We start from the raw sequence: 14,775 nt of genomic DNA on the forward strand, positions 1-14,775 counted from the left end.
CGTGTGAACCGACCGCTAGGCGACGCTGAGATAGAGGTCTCGCGCCAGCTTCGTCACCCGCTCGGCCGATTGCGTGAAGGACGCCCCCGAGGGCTGCAGGGTGAGCACCACCATGATCAGCCGGTCGCCGATCACGCCAGTAGTGTGGAGGACCGGACGGCCGAAATCAACCGGGTTGCCGCCCATTGTGACCGCCCCGATACGGTATGACGCCGCCCTCGCTCGCGTGCATTTGACGGGAGGAACCGCGCCATACCCGGACCAGCCCTGCTTGATCGCCCAGGGCCGGGGAACGGCGCGGGGGATGCCGAAGAACTGGTCGAAACCGTCGCGGGCGCACTGGGACGCCTTACGCAGGTTGCCGAGGACGAAGTCGCGGACGCGGGGCTCGGCCCGCCGCAGCAGATACCGGTAGACGAGCGCGATGTCGGCCGCGCTGATGGCGGTGTAGCCCCAGAAGCCGGGTTTGGCGGCGGGTGGCGGGGAGGTTTCGGTCAGCCCGATCCTGCGCGCCATCCGTCGCACGATCTCGCCCTGGCCGCCGCGCCGCCACAGGGCCGTCGCCGCGTCGTCGTCGCTGCCGCGGAGCATGGGCGTCAGCAGCGCCATGTCCCTGGCCGGAACCGTCCCCCTGTGCCGTTCCAGATAGTCGGCGGCGATGAGGATCTTCACCACCGACGCCGACCGGAACCGATGGTGCGCCTGCCTCTGGGCGACCGTCTTGCCCGTGGTCACGTCGACCACGGCGTACCCCGCCGTCACCCCGGCCGGCACCCTCACGGGCTTCGTGGGGGACCGGACCGGGCGGGCGGCCCCATCGGACGCGTCCCTGGTCGCCGGCCCGCTCGCCCCTGCCGTCGCCCCTGCCGCCGCGCCGCCGTCGGCGGGGCCGGCCGAAACGCCGGTCGGATCGGAACCGGTCGGATCGGAGCCGGTCGGATCGGAGCCGGTCGGATCGGAATCGGCGGGATCGGAGGAGGCCGGCTTGGAGGAGGGCGCTGTCGCCCGCGCCGCCGTCGTCCCTGCCGGACCCGCGCCGCGGCCGTCCGCCGCGCAGCCGGTCAGGAGCGCAGGGAGCGCGGCGGCGACGGCCAGGCCGGCGGCGGTTCTCGATCGCGTCATCCGACCATGCCTACCAGATCGGCTCCCGCCCGTGGACGGAAATGTCCGGCACGGGCCGGTTTCTCGAGGCGGGTCAGCGGCCGTCGAGGAGGGGCTGCGCGGGGTCCCAGCGGGTGCCGTCGGCGGCGTCCCTGCGGCGGCGGGCGATCGCCGACAGCGCCTCCAGCACGACCCGGTTGCCCAGGTAGGCCGTGATGTCCGCGTGGTCGTACGGCGGGGCCACCTCGACGATCTCCAGGCCGACGACGGGCAGCTCGTAACAGGTCCTGCGTACGGCGTCGAGGAGCTGGCGGGCCGACAGGCCGCCCGGCTCGGGCGTGCCGGTGCCCGGCGCGTGGCCCGGGTCGCAGACGTCCACGTCGACCGACAGGTAGACCCCGTCGCAGTCGTCGAGCGCGATCGCGTACGCCTCGGTGAGGCACTCGTCGAGGCCCCTGGTGACGATCTCGGTCATCTCGTACGACCGCATGCGCTGCCCGGCCATCCAGCCGAGGATCTCCGGCCCCGGCCAGTAGCCGCGCAGGCCGATCTGCAGGAAGCGGTCGCCCCGGATGGCCCCCGACTCGATGAGCCGCCGCATCGGCTGCCCGTGGCCGTGCAGGTGGCCGAACTCGATGTCGCCGGTGTCGGCGTGCGCGTCGAAGTGGAGCATCGAGACCCGGCCGAAGCCGTGGTGGCGGGCCACGCCGGTCGCGTCGGGCAGGGCGATCGTGTGGTCGCCGCCGAGGACGACGGGGATCGCCCCGGAGGCCGCGATCCTGGCGACCGCGTCCTCGATCGCGCGCAGGCTGCCCTCGATGTCCCCGGCGTAGGTCTCCACGTCCCCGGCGTCCAGCACCCGCAGGTCCTTGAGGGCGTCCACGCGCAGCGCCAGGCTCGGGCGGGAGCCGTCGTGGGGGAGGTAGCAGGTCTGGCGGATGGCGTTCGGGCCGAAGCGCGCGCCCGGGCGGTGCGAGGTGCCGCCGTCGAACGGCGCGCCCAGGATGACGACGTCGGCGTCCGCGTAGCCGGCCGGGTCGTCGAGGTCGCACCGCTCGACGCCGAGGAACGTGATGTCGGGGCCGAACATCTGGCCGTAACGGGACAATCCAACTCCTGAGATCAAACCGGTCTAATCGGGCATCACATGCTATTAGCTGACATGCTGCGCCTCGACGAGGAACGGGTCGAGCAGGCCGGGGGTGCCCGCGGCGGCCAGGCGCAGCGCCTCGGCCAGGTCCACGTCGCGCACCTGGTAGCCCTGCTTGCCCGCCGCCGTGGTCGCCGTCAGCGTCGCCAGGCGGGCCCGGCGCTGGAAGAACGACCGCTCGATGTTCCAGCCGATGACGCCGTCGCACTCCAGCGCCACCCGGCGGCGTGCGAGCGAGCCCCAGCGGGTGACCAGATAGCCGGACGTCAGAGCGTGGCCGAGCGAGCGGTAGCGGTCGGCGGCCAGCAGGGCGGTCAGCGGCAGCAGGGCGGCGGTGGTGAGCCACGTCCACGAGGGCAGCCCGGCCCACCACCACAGCGCGAGCAGCGCGGCCAGCACCAGCGCGTGCACGCCGTACGCCCGGGTGAACCTGCGGCGCAGCGCGGCCGGGCCGTGCGTGGTCAGGCCCGCGGTGACCGGCGAGGCTTCGGGGATGGCGGACGCGCGGGGAAGCACGAGCCGGGCCACCGACACGGCGTCCGCGCGCGGCGCGGGCGGCAGCAGCATCGAGCCGCCGCGCTGGGAGCCCTGCGCCGACCGCAGCCCGGTCGTCACCGCGGACAGGCGGGCCCCGCGTACGGCCCGCAGCAGCAGCGGCTCGCTCACCTCGACCCCGCGCAGCCGCCGTTCCTCGATGGTGGTGGCCCGGGTGGTCAGCAGCCCCCGGGTCACGTGGAGGGTGCCCTCGGCGTGCCGGGTCAGCCGGAAGTTGCCGAAGGCCAGGACGTAGCCGAGCGTGGAGGCGACGCTCACGAACACCACCAGCACGAGCACCACCGTCGCGATCTCCAGCGGGAGCGACATCGCGGTGAACCACCGCAAGGTCTCCTGGACGGGCCCGACCCTGCCGAGGTCGACGTTGCCCTCCGAGACCAGGCGGGACACGAAGCCTGCGACGACGCCCACGGTGACGAGCCCGGACATCGTGAACGGCCCGAACCTCACCCACTCGGGACGCATCCGCGCGAGTTCGGTCTCCGCGGCCGGTGTGCTCCCGGCCGGGGGCGCCACGGGGGCGGCCGTGGGGGACGCCGTGGGTGACGCCGTGGCGGCGACAGCGGCGGCGGGGGAGCGATGCAGCAGCTCCACGCGCAGGCGGGCGGCCTCGGCGGCGGTCAGCGCGTCGAGCTTGAGCCTGCCCTCGTGCCTGCGCTCAGACGTGCCCGTTCCCACCTCCACCCGGGCCAGGCCGAGCACGCGGTGCAGCACGTGGGAGGTGACGTCCACCGTGCGGACCCGGTCGCGGGGCACGGTCACCACCTTGCGGGTCAGCAGGCCGCGGCGGACCTGCACGTGCTCGGGGGTGATGCGGTAGGTCGTGGTGAACCAGCGGAGCATGCCGAGCACGACCATGAGGGCGACGCCCGCGACGCTCCACAGGTGCCCCTTCCCGCCGCTGCTCGACCCCGCCACCAGCAGGCCGAGCAGCGCCGGGGCGGCCCGTACGACCTCCTGGAACGGGTGGATCACCAGCATGCGCGGGCTCAGCCGCCGCCAGGTCGAGGTCGTCTCGATGACGTCGATCATGTCGCGTCGCCCGCCGTCGCCTGCGCGGTCGCGGTGAGCTCGGCGACCAGGCGCTGGGCCGTGTCCCGGCCGAGGCCGCTGATCTTGATCGGGCCGGCGGCGGAGGCGGTGGTGACGGTGACGTTGGCCAGGCGGAAGATCTGCTCCAGAGGGCCGCGCTCGCTGTCCACGGTCTGGATGCGGGAGACGGGCGCGACGCGCCACTCCTGCTTGAACCAGCCCGACTGGGTGAAGACGGCCCCGGACGTGGCCTCCCAGCGGTGCACCCGATAACGCCACTGCGGCATCACCGTGACGTGCGCCACCGCGACGACGGCGGTGACGACGAGACCGGCCACGTGCGCGGTGACGGGCAGGGCGCTCCCGTCGCGGTCGGCCACGAGCCAGACCACCTGGGCGGCGAGGAGCACCAGCCAGCCGAGGGCGGCCCGCGCGGCCCAGTACCAGACGGCGGTACGGCTCACGCGGTGCTGGGGGGATCGAAGGGTCGGGGTGTCCACGCCTCAACTCTGCCCGATCGTCGGCGTCCCGGCGTAGTGGGGTCCATCCCGGTTCTCCCGGGACAAATGTCATGTCCCCGGGCGCCGTACGGCGGGTCAGAGGGCGGACAGCAGCGTGTGGACGTGGGAGAGCGGGTCGGCGCCCACAGGACGGACGGCGACCGTGGACACGCCCGCCTCCCACAGCGCTCTGACCTGCGTGGACGCCTCCTCAGGCGAACCCGCCGCCATGACGACCTCCTCCGGAGCCACCTGCAGGAACCCCGCCTGCTCCTCCGCCGCCCGCCGCATGGCCCCGCGCGCGTCGTCGCCGACGTAGAGGTGGACGAACGCCACCACCTCGTGATCGCCGGTCGCGCCGATCCCGTCGATCATCGACCGCAACCGCTCAGGGGCGAGACCCTCGGGAAGGATGGTGCCCTGGGCCACCCGCCCCGACAGGGCCAGCGAGCGCGGGTTCACCACTCCGGCGAGGACGGGCGGCGGCTCGGCGGGCGGGTGGACGAGGCGGACGCCGTCCAGGCTCACCTCGCGTCCGTGCAGGGTGACGGTCTCGCCGCGCAGCAGCGCCCGTACGGATGTGATCGTCTCCTCCAGCAGCGACAGCGGCGACGCGGCGGCGGCGCCCACCTGACGCATCCACGCCTGCACGCCGTGCCCGATCCCCGCGGCCAGCCGCCCGGGGTGGAGGCGGGCCAGGTTGGCCAGCTCCATCGCCAGCAGCATCGGGTTGCGCAGGGGCGCCGGAGTGATGCCGATGCCGACGCGCAGGCGCGAGGTCGCGGCCAGTGCCGTGGCGGCCGAGGAGATCGCGCCCGTCCAGCCGAGGTCTTCCACCACCCACAGGTCGGAGACCGCCGTGCCGTCGAGTTCCCTGGCGAACGACGGAAGCGACTCCGGCGGCAGATCGCGGTCGAAGACGACTCCAAGCCTCACGGGCGGCCCTCCAGAACAAGCGAGATCGGCTCTATGGCCTTCCGAGTATCCAGGACTGAGGGAGGCGTCGCATACGGGGGCGGGAGGTGAAGGGGGGTGAGGGAGGAGGGCCGGGCCACGGTGGGCCCGGCCCGGATCATGGTGGCACCGGCCGTGCGGCCGTCACTCGCTCGCGCCCTCGGCAGGGCGGTTGGCCTTCTTCGCCTGCTTCGCCGAGCGGGCTTCCTTGATGGCCGTCCTCTTCGCCTTGCCGGTGGACTTCGCGGGCTTCTTCTTCTGAGCGTCGTCAGCCATGATTCCCCCGAATGAACGAGGATGCGCCTTATGTGCGCATCTGAGGGGGTTGATACCCAGGAGAGCGCTGAGACACCCGGCCGGTACGGCTCGTGCCCTGAAGGTGTGAGCCGTACCGGTGCGTCCGGTCAGACCATCTGGTGCTGCTCGGCGCTGAGCGGGGCGGCGATGTCCTCCAGCGAACGCCGGGCCGCCTCCACACCCATGAACCACTGCACCAGCCCGGCCGCCATCATCAGGACGGCGCCGATGACGTAACCGACCACGACGTTGCCGACGACCCCGCTCTCCACCAGGCGGCCGAACAGCACGGGCCCGATGATGCCGCCGAGCCCGGTGCCGACCGCGTAGAACAGCGCGATCGCCAGGGCCCTGGTCTCCATCGGGAAGATCTCCGAGACCGTCAGGTAGGCGCTGCTCGCCCCCGCGGAAGCGAAGAAGAACACCACCATCCAGCAGGCCGTGAGGGTCACCGGGGTCAGCACGTGCGCGTCGAACAGCGCGGCGGTGCCCAGCAGGAGCAGGCCCGACAGCACGTAGCTGCCCGCGATCATGGTCCGGCGACCGACCGTGTCGAAGAACCGGCCGAGCAGGACCGGGCCGAGGAAGTTCCCGATCGCGATCGGGACGAGGTACCACGGCGTGCTGCCGTCCGGCACCTTGAAGAACTTCGACAGCACCAGCGCGTACGTGAAGAAGATCGAGTTGTACAGGAACGCCTGACCGATGAACAGCGACAGGCCGACGGTCGTGCGCTTGGGATAGCGGCGCAGCAGCGTGGCCGCCACCTCCGACAGCGGGGTGTGCGTCCGCTGGTTGATCCTGATCTCCCCGTGCGCCGGTTCGAGCGTCTTGCCGCTCTCCTCGCGGACCTTCGTCTCGATGTCCCGCACGATCTCCTCGGCCTCTTCACCGCGGCCGTGGATGAACAGCCAGCGCGGACTCTCGGGCACGGTCCTGCGGACCAGCAGGATCGCCACGCCGAGGACGGCGCCCAGGCCGAACAGCAGGCGCCAGCCGAGACCGGCCGGCAGCAGGCTCGTGTCGAGCGCCGGGATCGCGATGAGCGCGCCGAGCGCGGTGCCGAGCCAGAAGGAGCCGTTCACCACCAGGTCGACCGTGCCGCGCACGCGGGCCGGGATGAGCTCGTCGATCGCCGAGTTGATCGCCGCGTACTCGCCCCCGATGCCGGCGCCGGTGAAGAACCGGCACAGGTAGAAGTACCAGGCGTCGTGCGAGAACGCCGTGGCCACGGTGGCGGCCAGGTAGAGGGCGAGCGTCACCAGGAAGAGCTTCTTGCGCCCGAACCGGTCCGTCAGGTGGCCGAAGAAGAGAGCGCCGAGGCAGGCTCCCGCGACGTACACGCCGGCGGCTATTCCGACCTCGCTGTCGGTGAGTCCCAGCCCGCTGCCCGGGTCCGTGATCCGGGGGCCGATGACCCCGACGATGGTCACTTCGAGCCCGTCGAGGATCCAGACGGTGCCGAGTCCGATGAGCACGAGCCAGTGCCAACGGGCCCAGGGGAGCCGATCCAGCCGCGCGGGAATGTCGGTGCTTATTTGCGCCATATCGTCCCCTTCTCCGGAAGATATGGCGCCCGTCTACCCCGGATCCGGCCAGAAATTCGTTGTGCTTCTCACCGGTCTCCGCCGTGACGGTGCGGACCGGCGTTCAGGCCGTCCTCGTGCTCTCGCTTTCCACGCCCCTGGGCGCCGGTACGGCGGCGTCGTGCCCGAGCTCGAACCACACGCAGACCCCGGTGCGGCTGGCCGACACGCCCCACCGGCGGGTGAACAGATCCACGAGGTGGACGCCGCGGCCCGGCGTCAACTCGGGAGACGTCCAGCACCCGCACCCCTGTGTCGACAGCGTGACGCGGACCGCGGCGGGCGTGGCCAGGACCGAGACCCCGTATCCCGGCGGGCGTCCGCAGGAGGCGGCGTGCCGGAGCGACTCGGCGACCAGCTCGCCGATCAGTTGCACGGCGTCGTCACGGCAGGCGTGGCCGTCGCCGAGACGGCGCGCCACGAACCGCCGGGCGGCCCGCACCTGGGACGGGTCTCCCGAGAAGGGGCGTGAGATCGCGATTCTCCCCGAGAGGTTGAGAATTGTCATCCCGTGATAACTCCCTGTGCACCCGTCTGCGGATGGCGATTCGAGGTCCGTGCAAGACTTCGTTCATCCTGCACTTTGCAAAACGGCTACGCAATATGGCGAATGCACGATTGCATAGTTTCCTTTTGCGGCGAAAGGGAGAGTTCGGTTCATGAGGGGAGTGGGCGGCCCAACGGTCCGGCTTCGCCGGCTTTCCGGTGAGCTGACGCGTCTGCGGCGTGAGGCCGGGTTCGTCCGCGAGGAGGTCGCGCGACGGCTCGGCATGGCGGTCTCCACCGTCTACCGGATCGAGGCCGGCCACACCCGCCCGCACACCCGGACCATCCGCGACCTGCTCGACCTCTACGGCGTCGAGGGCTCGGAGCGGGACGCGCTGATCGCGCTGGCCAGGGACGCCGCCCGGCGGGGATGGTGGCGCGCCTACGACGACGTCCTGCCGGGGCCGTACGTCGGACTGGAGGCCGAGGCGTCGTCGGTGCGCAACTACGAGCCGCTGCTGGTCCCCGGGCTGCTGCAGACCGAGGACTACGCCCGCGCGGTCATCGGCGCCGCCCTGGTCAAGGACCCGGCGGAGATCGAGCGGCGGGCGGCCGCCCGCATGGAGCGCCAGCGGCGCCTGACCGGGCCCGCCCCACTGGAGCTGTGGGCCGTCCTCGACGAGGCGGCGCTGCGCAGACCCGTGGGCGGCCCGCCCGTGATGGCCGAGCAGCTGCGCAGGCTGCGGGAGATGGCCGTCCAGCCGAACGTCACCGTGCAGGTGCTGCCCTTCGACGCGGGCGCCTACCTCGGGATGGGCAACTCGACGGCGATCCTGGCCTTCCCCGATCCAGGCGACGCCGACGTGGTGCTGCTGGAGAACATGAGCGGCGAGCTCTACCTGGAGGATCCGGCGGAGGTTCGCGGGTACGTCCAGGTCTTCGATCATCTTCGTGCCGCCGCGCTCGGCCCGGAGAAGTCCATGGAAATGATCATTTCGGTCGAGAAGGAGATGGCAGGACGATGAGGGGACTCGTACCGGCGGACGACCTGGCGTGCGCGGTCTGGCGCAAGGCGGCGCGCTCGAACACCGTCGGCAACCAGTGTGTGGAGGTCGCGCGCCTGCGCGACGGCGTCGCCGTGCGCGACTCGAAGGATCCCCAGGGGCCGCGGCTGATGTTCACCCCCGGCGAGTGGGAGGCGTTCATCGACGGCGTCAAGGGCGGGGAGTTCGACCTGTCCTGAAACCTCCCGTCCCCGTACGGCCCGTCTCCGTCGTGGATGGAGCGGGCCGTACGGCATTCGGGGGCGGCGCGGTGCGCCGGTCCGGAATGGCGGGCGCTCCACCGGGCAGGAGACCTGGCATGCGAAGGGAAGACGACCGATACATCGATACCGAGGATGAGCCGGATATCGCCGGTGAGTGGACTCCGTCCGCCACCGATCCGCCCAACGCGGAGCCGGACGACAAGAACCCCGACGAACGCTGGGACAAGCCGACAGAGGTGTGAGGGAGGACCGTCATGACCATGGGAGTCGACCCGCGGGACCTGAGCGACGAGGACCTGATCCGCGAGTTGCGCCACCTGCACGAGACCCGGTCGGAGACCTTCTTCCACGGGTCGGACGACGCGCTGGAGCGTCACACCTCGCGGACGCAGGAGCTGGAAGGCGAATACCTCGAACGCTACCCGGACCGGCAGGTCGATCCGGAGCGGCTGCGTGAGGGGGCGAGACAGCGCAGTGCCTGACGAGGAGAGCCTGGAAGACGTCCAGGAGATGACGGCGGCGGACATGACGGTCTACGAGGCCGTCGCCGCCCTGAACACGAAGGAACGGCCCGCGACCGTCGCCGAGGTCGCCGCGATGACCGGTCTTCCCGAGGACGACGTACGGCGGTGCCTCGACAGCCTGGCCAAGGGCGGCAGGCTGGTGCCCAAGGGGGACGCCTACACCCTCGGCACCCACGACTGGGGGCTCGAATACTGACGGCGGGGTGGGGAAGAACCGCGCTCCCGCCCGGCCGGGCGGGGACGTGAAAGCGGTGCCTTGGCCGGGCGGGAACGTGAAAGCGATGTCTTGGCCGGGCTGGATGCGCCGGCGCTCATCAAAGGCCGGCTTTGGCTCACCGACCATGAGGGTGGGCAGCGCTCAGAGCCTGCTGTGGTTCGTCCGCGCTCCATCGGCTTTGGGTTGCCCGAGCTGGACGCGCTTGACTGGTTGGCGCCCCACCGTGCTTTGCCGGGACTGGGTCGTTGGCGCCGCGCTGGTTTCGCGCTCACGGGCGGGCGGGTGCTCCGGCCGGCCGTGATAGTCGCGGTCCGGTGAGCCTCGGGAGCGGCCATCGCGGGCGCGGTGGTACCTGGCACGGTCTTACGCCGGCCTCCGCACCCGCCCGCCCCCGGCGCTCGGCGCCGGCGGCGAGGCGGGCCGCGGAGGTCAGGAGCAGGCGGAGGCGAGCTGCTGCGTCGCCTGGGTGGCCTTCTGCCCGAACTCGGCGAGCTTGGTCGCGGAGGCCGGGTCCGACAGGTCGATCTTGAAGGACGCCCACGAGTCGGCCATGCCGGCGAGCGCCACCTTCAGGTCGCCGTCCGCCTTGCCGGACAGGTCCTTGAGCTGCGCGGCCAGGTCGCCGGTCGCGGTGTTGATGCCCTTGATGTCACCGGCCGCGGCGGCGGCCTTGGAGCTGTAGTCGGTGAACGCCTTGGTCGCCTCTTCGCAGACGGCCGTCTGGCTCCCGCTGCAGGCGGCGGTCAGACCGAGAAGGGCGGACGCCGCGACGACGGCGAGGCTGTTCCTGAGGATGTTCATGATGCCTTCCTGGGAGATCTGCAACGCGGCAGACACTAGGAATCACCTCTTTCACAGTGCTTTCAGCCCGCTTGCAAGCGTGTCGTCGAAGATCCTTGGCCCGGCCGCTCCGCGTCGTATGCTTGCCGCCATGACGCGACGGCTTGCGGAGGTTGCGAAGAAGGTCGGGGTCAGCGAAGCCACGGTGAGTCGCGTCCTCAACGGCAAGGCCGGGGTCTCCGAGGCCACCCGGGAGGCCGTGCTGACGGCTCTCGACGTGCTCGGCTACGAGCGGCCCACACAGCTGCGCGGCGAGCGCGCCCGCCTGGTCGGGCTCGTCCTGCCCGAGCTGCAAAACCCGATCTTTCCGGCGTTCGCCGAGGTCGTCGGCGGGGCGCTGGCCCAGCAGGGGTTCACCCCCGTGCTGTGCACGCGTACGGTCGGCGGGATCTCCGAGTCCGACTACGTGGACCTGTTGTTGCAGCAGCAGGTGTCCGGTGTGGTCTTCGCCGGGGGGCTCTACACGCAGACCGGCGTCGTCCACGAGCACTACCTGCGGCTGGTCGAGCGGCGGCTGCCCACCGTGCTGGTCAACGCGGCCGCCGACCACTGGGACTTCCCCCGCGTCTCCTGCGACGACACGATCGCGGTGGAGCAGGCGCTGGGCCACCTGCGGGCGCTCGGCCACCAGCGGATCGGCCTGGTCGTCGGCCCCGCCGACCACATGCCGTCCATACGGAAACTGGAGGCGTTCCGGGCCGCGGGCGGCGAGCTGGTCGAGCACACGATGCACTCGCTGGAGGGCGGCCACGCGGCGGCGCTGAAGCTCGTGCGGCAGGACGTCACCGGGATCATCTGCGGCAGCGACCCGCTGGCCCTCGGGGCCATCCGCGCTGCGCGACGGGCGGGCAAGCGGGTGCCCCAGGACGTGTCGGTCGTCGGGTACGACGACTCCGCGCTCATGACGTGCGTGGACCCTCCACTGACGACGGTGCGTCAGCCGATCGAGGCGATGGGCCGGGCCGCGGTGGAGCTGCTGGTCAGCCAGATCGAGGGCGCCGCGGTCGCGACGGGCGAGCTGTTGTTCGAGCCGGAGCTGGTCGTCCGCTCCTCCACAGGCCGCGTCGGCGTCCCCGTCGCCTGACGGCCTGCTGAGGGGGTCATGCTGTGTGGGGGAGCCCGGAGGAGGAGGCGTCCACTCCTCCTCCGGGCGTCCCGTTCCGGGTTACGAGGCGTACGCCTCGAACTCGGAGATCTGGGCGGCCGGCCAGCCGGTGTTACCGGTGACGTTCAGCCGCAGGTAGCGCCGGGCGGCGGCGGGCACGGCGACGGTGACGGTGTTGCCGGTCGCCGGGTCGAACGTGTAGCCCGCGGGTCCGGCGATCGTGGTGTAGTTCGTGCCGTCCGTGCTGCCGAGGACCGACAGCGTCTGGGTGCGGGCGCCCCAGGCGGTGCTCGGCGGCAGCTTGAGCACCACCCTGCCGACCGTGACGGACGCGCCGAGGTCCACGGTCAGGGTCTGGGGGAAGGCGTTGTTCGCCGACTCCCAGTAGGTGTTCGCGTCGCCGTCCACCACGTTGGCAGGGACGTACGTCTGGGTGCTGCTCGTCGCCGTGACGGCCTTGCCCCGGGCGAGGTTCCCCGTGGGCAGCGGGCTGGGCGACGGGCTGGGGGAGACGCTGGGTGACGGGCTGGGGGTGCCGCCGGTGCCGTACACCTCGAAGGCCGACAACTGCCCGGCGGGCCAGCCGGTGTTGCCGGTGACCGTCACCCGGACGTAGCGGGCGTTCGCGGTAGCGAAGGAGATGCTCGCCGTGTTCCCGGTGGCCGGGTCGAACGTACGGCCCGCCGAGGGGGACAACGTGGTGTAGTTCGTGCCGTCCGTGCTGCCGAGGACCGTCAGCGTCTGGGTGCGGGTGGCCCAGGCCGCGCTGGGCGGCAGCTTGAGCACCACCCGCTGCACCGGGGTCACCGCGCACAGGTCCACGGTGATCGACTGCGGGAAGGCGTTGTTGGCCGACTCCCAGTAGGTGTTCGCGTCGCCGTCCACCACGTTGGCCGGGACGTACGACTGGGTGCTGCTCGTCGCCGTGACCGTCTTGCCCCGGGCGAGGTCGCCGCTGCCGGGGGCGCACGCCGTCGGGCTGGGCGAGGGGGAGGGGGAGGAGGAGGGCGAGGTGGACGGCGACGGGCTCGGGCTGGGGTCGCCGCCGTCGTAGATGTAGTTCGGCGCGGGCCACTGGCCGGTGCAGACGGTGGAGGTCGGGCTCCAGCCGGAGTTGCCCGTGCCGTACGTGGGGGCGAAGCCGGTGCCGACGCAGTTGTGGATCGCGACGCCCGCGCCGATGTGGGCCGCACGGACGCCGGTGAAGCTCGCCTTCGCCGCCGCCTGCGCCTGGATCATGTACGTCCCGGTGCCGTCGATGTTCACGTTCGAGAAGTTGACGGTCTGGGTGCTGCCCTCGATGAACTGGATGGCCTCGTAGGAGCTGTCGACGACGTCGGTGTCGGTCACGTTGATCGTCGCGTTGATCGGCTCGTTGAGGCCGTCGAACCAGATCGCGCCGACGCCGAAGTTCCAGTTGTAGTCGCTGTTGCCGGCCCGGATGAGGGTGTTGCGGGCGACGGCGATCGTGCCCGCGACCGCCGTGCCCTGGCCGGAGTTCACCCCCGGATAGCGGTTGGCGACGTGGATGCCGCCGCCGTTGGTGACCGTGTCGCTCACCACGTTGTCGATGATCTTTATGTCCCGGCCGCCGTACGTCACGATGTTGTTGGCCAGGACCGGCGCGACCACGGTGTTGAACGTGAACGCGTTGTTCACGTTGGCCATCCGGTCGGGCCACATCGCCAGGCCGTCGTCACCGCTGTTGCGGACGAAGGTGTTGGTCACCGTGGAGTTGGTGACACCGGTGTGGAAGTTCACGCCGTCGGCCGTCTGGTCGAGGATGCGGCTGTTCTTCAACGTGAAGTTGTCCATCGGGCCGTCCATCCAGGCCCCGACCTTGGTGTGCTGGAGCCACAGGTTGTCGACCACCGAATTGGTCATCGCGCCCCCGAGGGCGTTGACCTGGTCGTCGTCCACCCGCTCGGTGATGTCGCCGATGATCGCGAAGTCCCGCAGGGTGACGTTGCGGCTCGGCCCGCCCGCCTCGTGGGACCGGATCCCGCCGGTGTAGCCGCCGCCGCTGACGTACTTGCCGTAGACGCCGACGGCCCGGTTGCGCTGGGTGGGATGGCGGCCGGTGAGCACGCTGTACCAGGGCCCGGCGCCGCGCAGCGTGACCCCGTCCACGACCACGTGGTCCCAGAGGGTGTACGTCCCGGCCGGGATGTAGACCTCCTTGCCCTGGGCCTTCCCGGCGTCGACCGCGGCCTGGAAGGCGGCGGTGGAGTCGCTCGTGCCGTTGCGGTCGGCCCCGAAGTCGTCGACCGACAGCGACCCGGCGGGCCGGGGGATCGCGTCCGGCACGAGTTCGAAGTCGGCGAGGTCCACGACGACCCACGGCGCGACCGAGGTGGAGGCCACCTGGATCCTGACCTTGGTCCCCGCCGCCAGCGTCGATCCGAACATCGTCCGGGTCTCGTCGTAGAAGTGGTGCGGCTTGTCGCCGGGCGTGTTGCCGAACGGGTAGCCGCCGTAGAACCAGCCGTACCGGGAGGTGAACTGCAGGTCCTTGAGCTTGGTCCCGTTGATCCTCAGATCGACCGGTGCCGTGATGCCCGTCCCGGCCGCGTTGTCCGGCACGCTGTAGCGCACGGTCATGGCGTTGGCGGGCTTGGGCAGGGTGAACTCGACGTACTCTCCCGGCGCGTCGAGGCGTACGGCCCGGCGGCCGGACGCCTCGGACGGCAGGTGGGTGTAGACGCGGTCCGGGCCGATCTGCTCGCCGTTGGTCGCGGCGGCCTCGGCCTCGATCTCCGTGAACGGCACGGTCGCGCCTCTTCCCGCGACGGAGAAGGGCGACGGCGAGGTCGCGGCCGACGACGTGCCGGGGAACGCCACCACGCTCCCCACAGCGATCAGCGCCCCCGCCACCGCGACGGCGGCTCCGGATCTTCTCATGAGGTTCCTTTCTGCATGCGAGACCCGGGAGATGCGGCGTGGACGCTGAACCGCCACACCTCCGAAGAAGGTGAGTGGCCCACACGATAAGTTGGTGAACATCCTTCTGCAATATTGCGACGAGAAGTCGCAAGATGACATGCGCGTTACGACGACTCATCACCCCAGCCCCGGGCCCTCTGGACCGCTCCGCACATCGGCCGGAGAAGGAGCGGGGCCGCACGGTGCCGATCACGAACGGCGGAGGAGCCCCCTCGACC

Annotated in this window: 16 protein-coding genes; 6 read left to right on the forward strand and 10 right to left on the reverse strand. The window is 71.3% G+C overall.

Translation table 11 applies throughout. The annotated features are described in order from the left end of the window. Positions 1 to 15: 15 nt before the first annotated feature. From FLW16_RS28430 to FLW16_RS28460, 8 genes are all read right to left on the reverse strand, one after another. Positions 16 to 1,122, reverse strand: a complete 1,107-nt coding sequence (locus FLW16_RS28430; protein ID WP_221891330.1) for a class A beta-lactamase-related serine hydrolase — start codon at positions 1,120 to 1,122, stop codon at positions 16 to 18. 73 nt (positions 1,123 to 1,195) lie between these two features. Continuing rightward, positions 1,196 to 2,209 carry an agmatinase gene (gene speB / locus FLW16_RS28435; RefSeq protein WP_142563204.1) on the reverse strand — a complete coding sequence of 338 codons (1,014 nt, stop codon included), beginning with the start codon at positions 2,207 to 2,209 and terminating at the stop codon, positions 1,196 to 1,198. A gap of 45 nt (positions 2,210 to 2,254) precedes the next feature. Next, complete coding sequence (locus FLW16_RS28440; RefSeq protein ID WP_142563205.1) at positions 2,255 to 3,838, reverse strand: PH domain-containing protein; 1,584 nt, start codon at positions 3,836 to 3,838, stop codon at positions 2,255 to 2,257. After that, positions 3,835 to 4,338 (reverse strand): PH domain-containing protein, encoded by a 504-nt coding sequence (locus FLW16_RS28445; protein ID WP_142563206.1) that lies wholly within the window; start codon positions 4,336 to 4,338, stop codon positions 3,835 to 3,837. Before FLW16_RS28445 ends, FLW16_RS28440 begins: the two co-directional genes overlap by 4 nt. A gap of 96 nt (positions 4,339 to 4,434) precedes the next feature. Beyond that, positions 4,435 to 5,274 (reverse strand): LLM class flavin-dependent oxidoreductase, encoded by an 840-nt coding sequence (locus tag FLW16_RS28450; RefSeq protein WP_142563207.1) that lies wholly within the window; start codon positions 5,272 to 5,274, stop codon positions 4,435 to 4,437. A 162-nt stretch (positions 5,275 to 5,436) separates the two neighbouring features. Continuing rightward, positions 5,437 to 5,568, reverse strand: a complete 132-nt coding sequence (locus FLW16_RS45420; RefSeq protein WP_256863183.1) for a hypothetical protein — start codon at positions 5,566 to 5,568, stop codon at positions 5,437 to 5,439. 128 nt (positions 5,569 to 5,696) lie between these two features. Beyond that, positions 5,697 to 7,136 carry an MFS transporter gene (locus FLW16_RS28455; protein ID WP_185949629.1) on the reverse strand — a complete coding sequence of 480 codons (1,440 nt, stop codon included), beginning with the start codon at positions 7,134 to 7,136 and terminating at the stop codon, positions 5,697 to 5,699. Positions 7,137 to 7,239: 103 nt separating this feature from the next. Beyond that, positions 7,240 to 7,683 carry an ATP-binding protein gene (locus FLW16_RS28460; RefSeq protein ID WP_142563208.1) on the reverse strand — a complete coding sequence of 148 codons (444 nt, stop codon included), beginning with the start codon at positions 7,681 to 7,683 and terminating at the stop codon, positions 7,240 to 7,242. 151 nt (positions 7,684 to 7,834) lie between these two features. Between FLW16_RS28460 and FLW16_RS28465 the strand changes: the two genes are divergently transcribed. From FLW16_RS28465 to FLW16_RS28480, 5 genes are all read left to right on the forward strand, one after another. Continuing rightward, on the forward strand, positions 7,835 to 8,686 hold the full coding sequence (locus FLW16_RS28465) for a helix-turn-helix transcriptional regulator (protein WP_142563209.1): 852 nt from the start codon (positions 7,835 to 7,837) through the stop codon (positions 8,684 to 8,686). Next, complete coding sequence (locus FLW16_RS28470; RefSeq protein ID WP_142563210.1) at positions 8,683 to 8,904, forward strand: DUF397 domain-containing protein; 222 nt, start codon at positions 8,683 to 8,685, stop codon at positions 8,902 to 8,904. The genes FLW16_RS28465 and FLW16_RS28470 overlap by 4 nt, the downstream gene beginning before the upstream one ends. 119 nt (positions 8,905 to 9,023) lie before the next feature. Then, positions 9,024 to 9,170 carry a hypothetical protein gene (locus FLW16_RS43950; RefSeq protein WP_159454895.1) on the forward strand — a complete coding sequence of 49 codons (147 nt, stop codon included), beginning with the start codon at positions 9,024 to 9,026 and terminating at the stop codon, positions 9,168 to 9,170. Positions 9,171 to 9,182: 12 nt separating this feature from the next. Next, entirely contained in the window at positions 9,183 to 9,410 is a 228-nt protein-coding gene (locus FLW16_RS28475) for a DUF6158 family protein (protein WP_142563211.1), read from the forward strand. Next, on the forward strand, positions 9,403 to 9,648 hold the full coding sequence (locus FLW16_RS28480) for a helix-turn-helix domain-containing protein (protein ID WP_142563212.1): 246 nt from the start codon (positions 9,403 to 9,405) through the stop codon (positions 9,646 to 9,648). Before FLW16_RS28475 ends, FLW16_RS28480 begins: the two co-directional genes overlap by 8 nt. A gap of 450 nt (positions 9,649 to 10,098) precedes the next feature. Here FLW16_RS28480 and FLW16_RS28485 read toward each other — a convergent pair whose 3' ends face one another. Then, a complete protein-coding gene (locus tag FLW16_RS28485; protein WP_139575795.1) occupies positions 10,099 to 10,470 on the reverse strand; it encodes a hypothetical protein in 372 nt (123 codons plus the stop codon). A 130-nt stretch (positions 10,471 to 10,600) separates the two neighbouring features. Here FLW16_RS28485 and FLW16_RS28490 point away from each other — a divergent pair, with 130 nt between their 5' ends. Continuing rightward, on the forward strand, positions 10,601 to 11,593 hold the full coding sequence (locus FLW16_RS28490; protein ID WP_142563213.1) for a LacI family DNA-binding transcriptional regulator: 993 nt from the start codon (positions 10,601 to 10,603) through the stop codon (positions 11,591 to 11,593). 81 nt (positions 11,594 to 11,674) lie between these two features. Here the strand turns inward: FLW16_RS28490 and FLW16_RS28495 are convergent, their stop codons facing one another. Then, on the reverse strand, positions 11,675 to 14,515 hold the full coding sequence (locus FLW16_RS28495; protein ID WP_142563214.1) for a discoidin domain-containing protein: 2,841 nt from the start codon (positions 14,513 to 14,515) through the stop codon (positions 11,675 to 11,677). Between the last annotated feature and the right edge of the window lie 260 nt (positions 14,516 to 14,775).

Origin of the sequence: Microbispora sp. KK1-11, from assembly GCF_006874435.1 — a bacterium.
GTDB classification, from domain to species: domain Bacteria; phylum Actinomycetota; class Actinomycetes; order Streptosporangiales; family Streptosporangiaceae; genus Microbispora; species Microbispora catharanthi.

Bases quoted from the DNA above. Each gene is read 5' to 3' on its own strand.
- FLW16_RS45420 (WP_256863183.1), bottom strand. From the start codon at position 5,568: ATGGCTGACGACGCTCAGAAGAAGAAGCCCGCGAAGTCCACCGGCAAG.
- FLW16_RS28495 (WP_142563214.1), bottom strand. From the start codon at position 14,515: ATGAGAAGATCCGGAGCCGCCGTCGCGGTGGCGGGGGCGCTGATCGCT.
- FLW16_RS28485 (WP_139575795.1), bottom strand. From the start codon at position 10,470: ATGAACATCCTCAGGAACAGCCTCGCCGTCGTCGCGGCGTCCGCCCTT.
- FLW16_RS43950 (WP_159454895.1), top strand. From the start codon at position 9,024: ATGCGAAGGGAAGACGACCGATACATCGATACCGAGGATGAGCCGGAT.
- FLW16_RS28475 (WP_142563211.1), top strand. From the start codon at position 9,183: ATGACCATGGGAGTCGACCCGCGGGACCTGAGCGACGAGGACCTGATC.
- FLW16_RS28460 (WP_142563208.1), bottom strand. From the start codon at position 7,683: ATGACAATTCTCAACCTCTCGGGGAGAATCGCGATCTCACGCCCCTTC.
- FLW16_RS28430 (WP_221891330.1), bottom strand. From the start codon at position 1,122: ATGACGCGATCGAGAACCGCCGCCGGCCTGGCCGTCGCCGCCGCGCTC.
- FLW16_RS28490 (WP_142563213.1), top strand. From the start codon at position 10,601: ATGACGCGACGGCTTGCGGAGGTTGCGAAGAAGGTCGGGGTCAGCGAA.
- FLW16_RS28455 (WP_185949629.1), bottom strand. From the start codon at position 7,136: ATGGCGCAAATAAGCACCGACATTCCCGCGCGGCTGGATCGGCTCCCC.
- FLW16_RS28440 (WP_142563205.1), bottom strand. From the start codon at position 3,838: ATGATCGACGTCATCGAGACGACCTCGACCTGGCGGCGGCTGAGCCCG.
- FLW16_RS28465 (WP_142563209.1), top strand. From the start codon at position 7,835: ATGAGGGGAGTGGGCGGCCCAACGGTCCGGCTTCGCCGGCTTTCCGGT.
- FLW16_RS28470 (WP_142563210.1), top strand. From the start codon at position 8,683: ATGAGGGGACTCGTACCGGCGGACGACCTGGCGTGCGCGGTCTGGCGC.